The 12310-nt window shown below is 61.9% G+C and carries 12 protein-coding genes; 7 read left to right on the forward strand and 5 right to left on the reverse strand.

Annotated features, from left to right (window positions below):
* The first annotated feature begins 11 nt into the window (after positions 1-11).
* From menB to menE, 3 genes are read left to right on the forward strand one after another with little or no spacing between them, the layout of a single operon-like run.
* The gene (gene menB, locus ACJ8J1_RS02665; RefSeq protein WP_033639797.1) at positions 12-869 is read left to right on the forward strand and encodes a 1,4-dihydroxy-2-naphthoyl-CoA synthase; all 858 of its coding nucleotides are present in this window, start codon (positions 12-14) and stop codon (positions 867-869) included.
* A complete protein-coding gene (menC, locus tag ACJ8J1_RS02670; RefSeq protein ID WP_442520318.1) occupies positions 869-1852 on the forward strand; it encodes an o-succinylbenzoate synthase in 984 nt (327 codons plus the stop codon). Before menB ends, menC begins: the two co-directional genes overlap by 1 nt.
* On the forward strand, positions 1840-3225 hold the full coding sequence (gene menE, locus ACJ8J1_RS02675) for an o-succinylbenzoate--CoA ligase (RefSeq protein WP_033643846.1): 1386 nt from the start codon (positions 1840-1842) through the stop codon (positions 3223-3225). Before menC ends, menE begins: the two co-directional genes overlap by 13 nt.
* A gap of 44 nt (positions 3226-3269) precedes the next feature.
* On the opposite strand, the gene katA is transcribed toward menE, so the two are convergent.
* On the reverse strand, positions 3270-4706 hold the full coding sequence (katA, locus tag ACJ8J1_RS02680; RefSeq protein ID WP_033643845.1) for a catalase KatA: 1437 nt from the start codon (positions 4704-4706) through the stop codon (positions 3270-3272).
* A gap of 338 nt (positions 4707-5044) precedes the next feature.
* Between katA and ACJ8J1_RS02685 the strand changes: the two genes are divergently transcribed.
* Complete coding sequence (locus ACJ8J1_RS02685) at positions 5045-5584, forward strand: YfaZ family outer membrane protein (protein ID WP_033643844.1); 540 nt, start codon at positions 5045-5047, stop codon at positions 5582-5584.
* A 61-nt stretch (positions 5585-5645) separates the two neighbouring features.
* Here ACJ8J1_RS02685 and tyrP read toward each other — a convergent pair whose 3' ends face one another.
* On the reverse strand, positions 5646-6854 hold the full coding sequence (gene tyrP / locus ACJ8J1_RS02690; protein WP_004935940.1) for a tyrosine transporter TyrP: 1209 nt from the start codon (positions 6852-6854) through the stop codon (positions 5646-5648).
* A gap of 245 nt (positions 6855-7099) precedes the next feature.
* Between tyrP and ACJ8J1_RS02695 the strand changes: the two genes are divergently transcribed.
* Complete coding sequence (locus ACJ8J1_RS02695; RefSeq protein ID WP_033643843.1) at positions 7100-8296, forward strand: nicotinamide mononucleotide deamidase-related protein YfaY; 1197 nt, start codon at positions 7100-7102, stop codon at positions 8294-8296.
* Between the two features lie 3 nt (positions 8297-8299).
* On the opposite strand, the gene ACJ8J1_RS02700 is transcribed toward ACJ8J1_RS02695, so the two are convergent.
* Positions 8300-9508 carry an FAD-dependent oxidoreductase gene (locus ACJ8J1_RS02700; protein WP_229597900.1) on the reverse strand — a complete coding sequence of 403 codons (1209 nt, stop codon included), beginning with the start codon at positions 9506-9508 and terminating at the stop codon, positions 8300-8302.
* 116 nt (positions 9509-9624) lie between these two features.
* Here ACJ8J1_RS02700 and ACJ8J1_RS02705 point away from each other — a divergent pair, with 116 nt between their 5' ends.
* Positions 9625-10446 (forward strand): AraC family transcriptional regulator, encoded by an 822-nt coding sequence (locus ACJ8J1_RS02705; protein ID WP_033643841.1) that lies wholly within the window; start codon positions 9625-9627, stop codon positions 10444-10446.
* A gap of 231 nt (positions 10447-10677) precedes the next feature.
* Positions 10678-10830 (forward strand): Hok/Gef family protein, encoded by a 153-nt coding sequence (locus ACJ8J1_RS02710; protein ID WP_004935921.1) that lies wholly within the window; start codon positions 10678-10680, stop codon positions 10828-10830.
* A gap of 59 nt (positions 10831-10889) precedes the next feature.
* Here the strand turns inward: ACJ8J1_RS02710 and yfaE are convergent, their stop codons facing one another.
* Both yfaE and nrdB read right to left on the reverse strand, forming a co-directional pair.
* A complete protein-coding gene (gene yfaE, locus ACJ8J1_RS02715; RefSeq protein ID WP_015378558.1) occupies positions 10890-11150 on the reverse strand; it encodes a class I ribonucleotide reductase maintenance protein YfaE in 261 nt (86 codons plus the stop codon).
* A gap of 3 nt (positions 11151-11153) precedes the next feature.
* Positions 11154-12284 (reverse strand): class Ia ribonucleoside-diphosphate reductase subunit beta, encoded by a 1131-nt coding sequence (gene nrdB, locus ACJ8J1_RS02720; RefSeq protein ID WP_019453694.1) that lies wholly within the window; start codon positions 12282-12284, stop codon positions 11154-11156.
* Between the last annotated feature and the right edge of the window lie 26 nt (positions 12285-12310).

A 12310-nucleotide genomic window follows, 5' to 3' on the forward strand; every position in this document is an offset into this window, starting at 1 on the left:
AGGAACCGAACATGCTTTATCCGAATGAAGAACACCTGTATGCCGCTATCGCCTGGCAGGATTGCACCGGCGATTTCGAAGACATTCTGTATCACAAGTCCGCCGACGGCATCGCCAAAATCACCATCAACCGGCCGCAGGTGCGCAACGCGTTTCGTCCGCAAACGGTCAAAGAGATGATCGACGCGCTGGCCAACGCCCGTTACGACGACGGCATCGGCGTCATTATTCTGACCGGCGCCGGCGATAAGGCCTTCTGCTCCGGCGGCGATCAGAAAGTGCGCGGCGACTACGGCGGCTATCGCGACGACAGCGGCGTACATCACCTCAACGTGCTGGACTTCCAGCGCCAGATCCGCACCTGCCCGAAGCCGGTGGTGGCGATGGTGGCCGGCTATTCGATCGGCGGCGGCCACGTGCTGCACATGATGTGCGATCTGACCATCGCGGCGGATAACGCCATCTTCGGCCAGACCGGCCCGAAAGTGGGCTCGTTCGACGGCGGCTGGGGCGCGTCTTACATGGCGCGCATCGTCGGCCAGAAGAAGGCGCGCGAAATCTGGTTCCTGTGCCGCCAGTACGACGCCGCCGCCGCGCTGGACATGGGCCTGGTCAATACCGTCGTGCCGCTGGCCGATCTGGAAAAAGAGACGGTGCGCTGGTGCCGCGAAATGCTGCAGAACAGCCCGATGGCGCTGCGCTGCCTGAAGGCGGCGCTGAATGCCGACTGCGACGGCCAGGCCGGTTTGCAGGAGCTGGCGGGCAACGCCACCATGCTGTTCTACATGACCGACGAAGGGCAGGAAGGGCGCAACGCGTTCAACGAGAAGCGCCAACCGGACTTCAGCAAATTCAAGCGTAACCCGTAATGAGCGGGGCAAACCGCAGCGCGGCGCTATACCGTTACAGCCTGCCGATGGAGGCGGGCGTGGTGCTGCGCAATCAACGGTTGAAAACGCGTGACGGATGGGTGGTGCAGCTGTGTCAGGGCGAGCGTGAAGGTTGGGGCGAGATCGCGCCGCTGCCGGAATTCAGCCGGGAAACGCCGGCGCAGGCCGAACAGGCCGCGTTGGGCTGGCTGCAGGCGTGGTTGGCGGGCAACGAACCGGAGCACAGCGCGCTGCCCTCGGTGGCCTTTGGGCTCAGCTGTGCGCAGGCCGAGCTGGAGCAGCGTTTGCCGATGCAGGCGGATTTTCGCAAGGCGCCGCTGTGCACCGGCGATCCGGATGAGCTGTTCGAGACATTGAGCGCTTTGCCGGGCGAGAAAGTCGCCAAGGTGAAGGTGGGGCTGTATGAGGCGGTGCGGGACGGCATGATCGTCAACGTGTTGCTGGAGGCGCTGCCGGATCTGCGGCTGCGGCTGGACGCCAACCGCAGCTGGACCCGCGCCAAGGCCGACGGCTTCGCCATGTACGTTAACCCGGCGTGGCGCGATCGCATCGCCTTCCTGGAAGAGCCCTGCAAGACCCGTGATGAATCGCGCGACTTCGCCCGGGCGACCGGTATCGCCATCGCCTGGGATGAGAGCGTGCGGGAGGCGGACTTTGTGGTGCAGGCCGAGCCGGGCGTGGCGGCTATCGTGATCAAGCCGACGCTGGTCGGCAGCCTGGCGCGTTGCCAGACGCTGGTGGCGCAGGCGCACGCGGCGGGCCTGACGGCGGTGATCAGCTCCAGCCTCGAATCCAGCCTGGGGTTGACTCAACTGGCGCGCATCGCCCATTGGCTGACGCCGGATACCGTGCCGGGCCTGGACACGCTGGGGTTGATGCAGGCGCAGGTGCTGCGCCCGTGGCCGGGCAGCGCGTTGCCGCTGCTGGATGTCTCGGCGCTGGAGTGCCTATGGCGCCGTTGAACGATTGGCCGTGGCGACACTGGGCGCGCACTCAGCCGCAGGCGACGGCGCTGATGCTCGGCGAACAACCGCTGAGCTGGCTGGCGTTGCAGAGCCAGGTGGATGAGCTTGCGGCGGATTTCCAGCATCAGGGCGTTGAACCGGGCTACGGCGTGGCGCTGTGCGGTAAAAACAGCTATCCACTGCTGCTGGCCTATCTGGCGCTGTTGCAGTGCGGCGCACGCCTGTTGCCGCTCAATCCCGCCTTGCCGACGCCGCTGCTGGCGCAGCTGTTGCCGGAATTGGATATGACCTTTGTCTTCGGCCCGGACTCGTTGCCGGCGCTGCCGGAAGACGTGATTCGATTGACCCCGCCGTCGACCGAGCCGCGTTGGCCAGACCTGCCGACGTGGGATGCGCAGCGTCTGGCGACGCTGACGTTGACCTCCGGTTCCAGCGGCATGCCGAAAGCGGCCGCGCACAGCTATGCCAACCATCTGGCCAGCGCCGCCGGGGTGTTGGAGCTGATGGCGTTTCAGCGCGAGGATTGCTGGCTGCTGTCATTGCCGCTGTTTCACGTCTCCGGACAGGGCATTGTCTGGCGCTGGCTGGCGGCGGGCGCCCGGTTGGCGGTGCGCGAGATGCACCCGCTGAACGAGGCGTTGGCGGGATGCACGCATGCCTCGTTGGTGCCGACCCAGCTGTGGCGGCTGCTGGCGCAACCGCTGGCGGGCATGACGCTGAAGGCGGTGCTGCTCGGCGGCGCGATGATCCCGGTGGAACTGACCGAACGGGCGGAGGCGGCGGGGATCCGTTGCTGGTGCGGCTACGGGCTGACCGAACTGGCCTCCACGGTGTGCGCCAAGCGTGCCGATGCGCGGGCGGGCGTCGGCCTGCCGCTCGGCGGCCGCGAGGTAAAACTGGTGGATGAAGAGGTCTGGATCCGCGCCGACAGCCTGGCGCTTGGCTACTGGCGTCATGGCCATCTGCAGCCGTTGGCCGATGAGCAGGGCTGGTTCCCGACCCGCGATCGCGGCGCGATGATCGAGGGGGAACTGCGAATTCTCGGCCGGCTGGACAACCTGTTTTTCAGCGGCGGCGAAGGGGTGCAGCCGGAAGATATCGAACGCGTGCTGGCGGCGCATCCGCAGATCACGCAGGCGTTTGTGGTGCCGGTGGCGGACGCCGAATTCGGTCAGCGGCCGGTGGCGGTGATCGACGGCGATCCGTCGCTGTCGCTGGCGACGCTGCTCGCCTGGTCGCAGGATAAGCTCGCCAATTTCCAACGCCCGACGGCATTGCTTCCGCTGCCTGACGAGCTGAAAAACGGCGGCATCAAGATTTCGCGCCGCCGGTTGCAGGCGTGGGTGGCGGAGCGCCTGCGTCAGGCATAAAAAAAGCCGCCCGAAAGGGCGGCTGAGCGAATGATGACGACGGGTTATTTCAGTCCCAACGCCTTGGCGACGCCGGCGCCGTAGTCCGGGTGCACCTTGGTGAACAGCTCGACCTGACGGCGCTGGATGTGTTCCGGCACCTGCGACAGTTCGCCGGCGATGCGGGTGAACATGCGCTGGTGCTCTTCGGCGCTCAGCAGGTTGAACAGCGCGCGCGGCTGGCTGTAGTAATCGTCGTCTTCACGATGATTCCAGTGGTCGGCCGCGCCTTCAATGCTCAGCGGCGGTTCGCTGAAGTCCGGCTGCTCTTGGAACAGGCCAAAGCTGTTCGGTTCGTAGGTTGCGCCGTTGCCGCTGTTGCCGTCCACGCGCATCGCGCCGTCGCGATGATAGTTGTGGAACGGGCATTTGGCGCTGTTCACCGGGATCTGGTGGTGGTTGACGCCCAGGCGGTAGCGGTGCGCATCGCCATAGGAGAACAGGCGGCCCTGCAGCATTTTATCCGGCGAGAAACTGATGCCCGGCACCACGTTAGCGGGGTTCATCGCCACCTGCTCAACCTCGGAGAAGTAGTTGTCGGGGTTGCGGTTCAGCTCGAAAAAGCCGACGTCGATCAGCGGGTAGTCGCCGTGCGGCCAGACCTTGGTCAGATCGAACGGGTTATACGGCGTCTGCGAGGCTTCGTGTTCCGGCATGATCTGGATCTGCAGTTTCCAGCGCGGGAAGTCGCCGCGTTTGATCGCATCGAACAAATCGCGCTGTGAGCTTTCGCGATCCTTGGCGATGATCGCTTCCGCTTCTTCATCCATCAGGTTTTCAATGCCTTGTTCGCAGCGGAAGTGGAATTTCACCCAGAAACGCTCGTTGGCGGCATTGATAAAGCTGAAGGTGTGGCTGCCGAAACCGTGCATGTGGCGGTAGGACTTGGGAATGCCGCGATCGCTGAAGTCGATGGTCAGCTGGTGCAGCGATTCCGGCAGGTGAGAGAAGAAATCCCACTTGTACACCGGATTACGCAGGTTGGTATGCGGATCGCGTTTCACCACGTGATTAAGATCGGGGAATTTCAGCGGATCGCGCAGATAGAACACCGGCGTATCGTTGCCCACCAAATCCCAGTTGCCTTCTTCGGTATAGAACTTCATGGCGAAACCGCGAATGTCGCGTTCGGCGTCGGCCGCGCCGCGCTCACCGGCGACGGTGGAGAAGCGGATAAACATTTCGGTCTGCTTACCGATTTCGGAGAAGATCTTGGCGCGCGTGTAGCGGGTGATGTCATGGGTGACGGTAAAGGTGCCGTAGGCGCCGGATCCTTTGGCGTGCATGCGGCGCTCGGGGATGACCTCGCGGTCGAAGTGGGCCAGTTTTTCCAGGAACCACACGTCCTGCAACAGCATCGGGCCGCGTTTGCCCGCGGTGATCACGTTATTGTTATCGACAACCGGGGCGCCGGCTGCGGTGGTCAGTCCTTTCTTGCTCATCACTTGCTCCTTATCGTAGTGCAGTTAAGTAAAGACTCGGGCGGTTTAAGCGTTCATCAGCATAGTCCTTTGGCGGGGCTTCTTCCCCTGACCTTGGTCAAAGCCACTACTAGTTGTAGCCCTATTGCCGAGCGACGGCAAATAGGTCTCGGTTATCGTTGGCATCGCCTTGACGAATATGGATTTTTGTTTGCAAATTTTTACATTCATTTGATTATTGAAGAATTTTTTCGCTTTTATCCCTTAAATACTCATTGCGCTTTGGTATAGACTCATGACGTTATTATTTTGCGTTGATTCGATCATTCGGTACGGATGACAAACCAGAGGGAAAAATGATGAAAAAGACTTGGGTCGCGTGCGCGGCAGGATTGCTGTTTGTGACCGGCGCGGCGAACGCCATCAGCGTGTCGGGCGAAGCCGGGCAACACTACACCAACCTGGGCGTTGGTATGAGCACCGGCTCTTCAGGTCTGGGCCTGACCGGCAACTGGGCGCGCAGCGACCACGACGGCAACGTCGGCAGCGTGGGGTTGAACTTCGGCGTGCCGCTGGGGCCGTTGACGGCGACCGTGGGCGCCAAAGCGCTGTACCTCAGCCCGAAAGACGGGAAAAGCGGCGGGGCGGTGGCGCTGGGCGGCGGCCTGGAGTGGGAAATTAACCGTTACTTCAGCCTGCACGGCGAAGGTTACTTTGCCCCTGAGTCTTTCACCAGCGGCGTGAAGGCCTATAACGAAGCCAGCGGCGGCCTGCGCTGGAAGTTCCGTCCGCTGAGCGTGGACGTGGGCTACCGTTACATGCAGATGGAAGGCAAAGACGGGCGTCGCGACAACACCCTGGCCGATGGCCCTTATGTCGGTGTCGGTCTGAGCTTCTGACGCTCAGCAAAAAGGGGCCATTGCGGCCCCTTTCTCTTTATCATTCTTTGTCTTTCGTCGCTTACCCGACCGCCGGCAGCATGCCGCTGGCGATGCCCAGTTGGATGGCGATCACCGTTACCCCACAGACAAACACCAGCGCCAGCGCAGGGGTGCCGCCCCAGACGCGATACTGCGCCTGATGCTTTTGGCGAGTTTTCCACACCAGCAGCGAAGGCAGCAGCAGCGCCAGCACCGACAGGGCGATGGCGGCGAAACCCAACGCCAGCACGAAACCGCGCGGATAGAACAGCGCGAAGGCCAGCGGCGGCAGGAAGGTGATGGCGCCGGTTTGCAGGCGGCCACGCACGTTATCTTGCCGCTTGAACAGGTCAGCCAGGAAATCGAACAGCCCAAGCGCAACGCCGAGGAACGAGGTCGCCAGCGCCAGATCGGCGAACAGGTGCACCGCCAGTTCAACGTGCGGCGAAGCTACTGCATCACGCACCGCCTGCAACAGGCCATTCAGCCCGGCCTGCTGCGCCAGAATGCCGACGAAGGTGTCGGAGCTGATACTGCCCAGCGTTGCCAGCTGCCAGAAGATATAGGCGATCAGCGGGATGGCGCTGCCGATGATGAACACCCAACGCAGTTTGCGAATGTTGCCGCCCATGTAGTTGACGATGCTCGGCACGCTGCCGTGGAAGCCGAATGAGGTGAAGATCACCGGAATGGCCGATAACGCCAGGCCTTGCTCCAGCGGCAACGTCATCAGATTGGTCTGGTGGATATTCGGCAACATCAGGCCGAGCATCACCACCAGAAACACCACTTTCGCGCTGAAAAGGATGCGGTTGAACAAGTCGACCGAGTGGGTGCCGATGCACACCACGCCGCCGGCCACCAGGGTGAACAGCAGGACGCCGAGCGACACCGGGAAGTCCTGCGATGTCCATTGGCTGATGCTGGTGGCGAGCAGTTCGCCGGCGCCGCTAATGTAGGCGGCGGTGAGGGCGTACATCAGGAACATCATGCTAAAGCTGGTCAGCCACTGGCCGCCGCCGCCGAGATAACGTTTGGCGAGCGTGCCCAGACCGGTATCCGCCTGCTCATGCTGGTAAACCTCCACCAGTAACAGCGCGGTGTAACACATCAACAGCCACAGCCCGACCAGTAAGGCCAGCGTGACGCCGAAACCGACGCCGGCCGCCGCCAGCGGCATCGCCAGCATCCCGGCGCCAATGGTGGTGCCCGCCACGATAAAAACACTGCCAAGAGTGCGATTCTTCACGTTTTTTCTCTACCAGCCGAAAGATTTTGAAAATTATAGGTAACGATTTATGAGGATGGCAGGATAGTGGAAGCCCTAATTTGTGTCAAACCGGCGTTACGCGAGTTGTAAATTAAAGTTTACGACCTTGCGGGCGGCATGGCGCATGATGAACGACGCGATGGCGGAAATAATCCGACGGCGGCTAGTGAAAAGTTATTTACGGGCTTCTATAGTGGAATGACCAAAAAATGTGGGAGAGATCAATGTTAAGGGTGGAGATGCTCAGCACCGGCGATGAGGTGCTGCACGGGCAAATTATTGATACCAACGCCGCCTGGCTGGCGGACTACCTGTTCCAGCAGGGCGTGCCGATGAGCGGGCGGGAAACGGTAGGGGACAGCCTCTCTGCTTTGATCGAGATCCTGCAGGAACGCAGCCATATCGCCGATGTGCTGATCGTCAACGGCGGCCTGGGGCCGACCAGCGACGATTTGAGCGCGCTGGCCGCCGCGAAAGCCTGCGGCGTAGAGCTGATTGAACGGTCTGACTGGCTGGCGCGTATGGAAGCCTATTTCGCCGAGCGCGGGCGGCCGATGGCACCTTCGAATCGAAAGCAGGCGCAGATCCCGGCCAATGCGGAAATGCTGGATAACCCGGTGGGCACCGCCTGCGGTTTCGCGTTGCAGCTGAACCAATGCCTGATGTTCTTCACCCCCGGCGTGCCTTCGGAATTTAAAGTGATGGTCGAACAGCAGATCGTGCCGCGTCTGCGCCAGCGCTTCACTTTGCCGGCGCCGCCGCTGTGCCTGCGTCTGACGACGTTCGGTACCTCCGAGAGCGATCTGGCCGCCGAACTGGACAGCCTGCCGCTGCCGCCGGACGTGGTGCTGGGTTACCGCTCGTCCAGCCCGATCATTGAGCTGAAGCTGACCGGGCCGGAAAGCCGGCGCGCGGAGATGGAGCTGGCCTGGCGACGCGTGCGCGAGGTAGCGGGGGACAACTGCATCTTCGAAGGCACCGTCGGGTTGCCGGCGACGCTGACGCAGCGCTTGAATCAGCAAGGGCTGAAGCTGGCGTTGAGCGAGCAATTCAGCGGCGGCTTGATCAACCTGCAGCTGCAGAGCGAAGGCGCGCCGCTGGCGGGGGGAGAGCTGCTGCCGGCCCACTGCATCGAAACGCTGGAAACGACGCTGGCGCGCGCCCGCTCGCTGGCGGAATTGACCGGCGCGCCGTTGGCGTTGGCGGTCAGCGCCATGCGCGATGAGCAGGTGAGCATTGCGCTGCACACGCCGCGCGGCGGGATTGGCCAGACCGTGCGTTATCGCGCGTCGCGCCACGGGCTGCGGCTGCGGCAGGAGTCGGTGGCGATGCTGGCGCTGGATATGCTGCGCCGTTGGCTGAATGGGGGCCAGGCGTGCGGTAAAAACGCCTGGCTGGAGGTGGTGGAAATTATCGAGTGACGCTCATGGCGCTGAGTTGTCTGCCTCACTGTTTTGTTGTAGCCGTTCGGACGCCAGGCGTGAAAGATGTATTGCCGCCGCGCCTCGCGTTTGCAGCTCTGTACCGTAGTTCCTGAGCGCCTGCGCGGCGCTGTCTGAGTGCGCCAGATGCGCCGCCAGGCTGGCGGCGTCTACCAGCGCGGTGTTGGCGCCGAGCCCACCTGCCGGGCTCATGGCGTGCACGGCGTCGCCGAGAAAGGCGATGCGTTCGCTGTGCCATTCCGGCATCGCCGCCGTAACCTGCACCGTCCGCACGCTGAGCGACAGGGGATCCGCCAGCGCTAACGCCGTTTGCAAGGCGGGCGCCCATCCTTGCGAGATATGCCGTACGCGCGCCTGCAACGCGGTGTTCTCCTCCAGTCCCGGGGCTCCGCCGAGACGTTCAGCCGAACCGATACAGGCCCAATAGAGATAGTCGTCGACCGGCGAGAGGCGGCAATCGGGCGCGTAGTCGGCCGCCAGTTGCGCCATGGGGGCCTGAAAGCGCATCGGCTCAACCACCAGCGACACGCCGTCGGCGAAGATCACCGATACGCCGTTCAGCAGCTCAGGGGCCAATTGGGCCCGGGTCGCCGCATCGAGCGGCGTTTTGCCGTAGAGGGTGACCGCACCGCTGTCTTCTGGCCCCGCCTCGGGCAGGCAGCGCCGCCGCACCAGCGAGTTGACGCCGTCGGCGGCGATCAGCACATCGACCCGCACGTGTTCGCCGTTGGCGAACTGAAGTTCCACACCCTGCGGCGTTTGTGCAAATTCACGCAAGGTATGGCCGAAACGCACCCGGTCTTGCAGGCCGGCAAGCAGGATCTCGCGCAGCGTTTGGCGATGGATGCCGAGATCGCCGCTCGGTTCTTGCGTTTGGTGCTGGCTGGAGGGCAACCAGTGCTCGGGGCGCCGGCCGGTGAGTGGGGCAAGCTGCGGATCCCATAGATTGCTCTCGCCGCTGTTTTGCGCGCTGCCGGCGCAGAGCAAGCGGTAGTGCGCCGGCGGCAGGCAGGCGGCCAGCGCCTGCTGGCCCGACGGATCGATGCGCAGCCGGTAGCCCTGATCGCGTGCTTGCGGTGTGGTGTCGCGTTCAAACACCGTGGCATGGATGCCAAAGCGGCGCAGTCCCTGAGCCAGACACAGGCCGCCGGGCCCTGCACCGATAATGCCAATGCTGAGTGTTGTCATCATGTTCCCTCGTGAGTCAGTGGCCGCAGACGGTCGCGGCCGGAAGCATTTCATTATGTCGGTGCAGGAAAAGGTTGGTATAACGGTATCTGGACTAAAAATAGTGATTAGTGGCCAATATGAATGCGAACCTTCACGCCCTCGATGCTGACTGCAGCGAATGGTCGGCGGGCCCCTGGTTGATCGCCCTTGGCGGCCGTGACGCGGCAGGCCGGGAGTATCGGTTGGGCACGCGCGAATACGACTGGCATCAGCATGTGCGCGGGCAGTTGCTGTGCGTTGAAAGCGGTTTGCTGCATGTAAGCACGGCGCAGGGCGATTGGGTGCTGCCGCCTCAGCGGGCGGGTTGGATCCCGCCGGCGACGGAGCACCGGGTGCAGGTTTGCGGCGCGCTGAGCGGCTGGAGTTTGCTGCTGGCGCCGGAGGCCTGCCACGATTTGTCGAATACACCTTGCGTTATCGGCATCAGCGCAGTGCTGCAGGCGCTGGCTCAGCGTGCGGAAGGTTGGGACAAACGCAGCGCGCTAACCCTGGAGCAGGAGCGTATGGCGCAGGTGATGCGTGACGAGATACGGCTGGCGCCGACGGAGCCGCTGTATTTACCGATGTCGTCCCATCCGCGCCTGGCCGGCGTTCTGCAGGCCTTGCTGGCGCAACCGGGGAGCGAACGTTCACTGGAGGCGTGGGCTGAATGGGGGGCGATGTCGCCGCGTACCCTGCGGCGGCTGATGATCGGCGAGACGGGGTTGAGTTTTGCCCAGTGGCGTCAGCAGGCTCGGTTGTCATATGCGTTGGCGAAGCTGGCCGAAGGCGAAACGGTGCTGCAGATTGCGGAGGCGCTGGGGTATGCCTCGCCGAGCAATTTTATCGCCATGTTTCGTAAAGCCTTCGGCGATTCCCCGGCGCGTTATTTTTCCACATCGGCGGGAAAGGGGCGCTAAGCGAAATACTTTGAGGATAGTTATATATCCCTGATTAATCATAATCTTATAGGGGATATTCGCGGTGAGGGAATGCTGTTACTCTCTTGACGGGTGCTTGAGACTGTTCGTCTTGGGCATTGTGTGACAAGGCGGATAGATGAAAGCCCCAGACTGACTCTCAATCAGAATGGGGCTGCACATACCGCCTAGACACCGGTATGGTAGCCCCTTCACAGCAAGGAGGCAAGCATGCGCTTAAGGCATGTGTTTCACTCGCTAACCGTTGTATGTATTACGGTTTTGTTATTTATCTGGATGATAAGAGACTCGCTGTGCGAGCTGAAAATCTACCAGGAAAATATCACTATCCTGATCAGGTTGGCGTGTGAGGTGAAGCGGTAATCCTAGGGCGGGGGCAACCCCGCCTTCTGGTCTCCAGGCGCGGTTTCCGGCACCCGACTTTACATTTCCAGCTCGATATCCGTCAGCGGCATGCAGCAGCAGGGCAGGATTTCGCCGGCGTTGATAAACGCCAGCGGCTGTTGGCGGTAGGCCACTTCGCCTTTCACCAGCTTCAGGCGGCAGGCGCCGCAATAGCCGGAGCGGCATTGGTACTCCACCTGCACGTCGTGCAGTTCCAGCACGTCGAGCAGGCAGTTTTCACTGTTAGGGCAAGAGAGCTGCGTGCCGGCGGCGCGCAGCGTTACGGTAGGCGTCGCCATCGCTTACAGTTCGAAGTCGCTCAGGTCGTCGGCGTTGATCTCCGAGTCGATCTGGCCAACCAGGTAAGAGCTCACTTCCACTTCCTGCGGCGCTACCTGCACGTTGTCGGACACCAACCAGGCATTGATCCACGGGATCGGGTTGGAGCGGGTTTCGAACGGCAGACCAAGGCCGACCGCCTGCATGCGGATATTGGTGATGTATTCCACATACTGGCACAGGATGTCTTTGTTCAGGCCAATCATCGAGCCGTCGCGGAACAGGTATTCCGCCCACTCTTTCTCCTGCTGGGCGGCCAACACGAACAGATCGTAGCACTGCTGCTGACATTCCTCGGCGATCTCCGCCATTTCAGGATCGTCGGCGCCGGAACGCATCAGGTTCAGCATGTGCTGGGTGCCGGTCAGGTGCAGCGCTTCGTCGCGGGCGATCAGTTTGATGATTTTGGCGTTGCCTTCCATCAATTCGCGCTCGGCGAAAGCGAAGGAGCAGGCAAAGCTGACGTAGAAGCGGATCGCTTCCAGCGCGTTCACGCTCATCAGGCACAGGTACAGCTGCTTCTTCAGCGCACGCAGATTGACGGTGACGGTTTTACCGTTCACCTGGTGGGTGCCTTCACCCAGCAGGTGATAGTAGCTGGTCATCTCGATCAGATCGTCGTAGTAGCCGGAAATGTCTTTCGCGCGCTTCTTGATCTCTTCGTTGGTGACGATGTCGTCGAACACCAGCGCCGGATCGTTGACGATGTTGCGGATGATGTGGGTGTAGGAACGGGAGTGGATAGTCTCGGAGAACGACCAGGTTTCCACCCAGGTTTCCAGCTCAGGGATCGAGATCAGCGGCAGCAGGGCGACGTTCGGGCTGCGGCCCTGGATGGAGTCCAGCAGGGTCTGATACTTCAGGTTGCTGATGAAGATGTGCTTCTCATGCTCCGGCAGCGCCTGGTAATCGATGCGATCGCGGGAAACGTCAACCTCTTCCGGGCGCCAGAAGAAGGAGAGCTGTTTTTCGATCAGTTTTTCGAAGATTTCATGCTTTTGCTGGTCGAAACGCGCAACGTTTACCGACTGGCCGAAGAACATCGGCTCTTGCAGCTGGTCGTTTTTGGTCTGAGAAAAAGTGGTGTAAGCCATAAGCCTGAATCCATCGTAACGTGGCT

The organism is Serratia sp. CY37869 (assembly GCF_052168895.1).
Classification (GTDB): Bacteria; Pseudomonadota; Gammaproteobacteria; order Enterobacterales; family Enterobacteriaceae; genus Serratia; species Serratia ureilytica.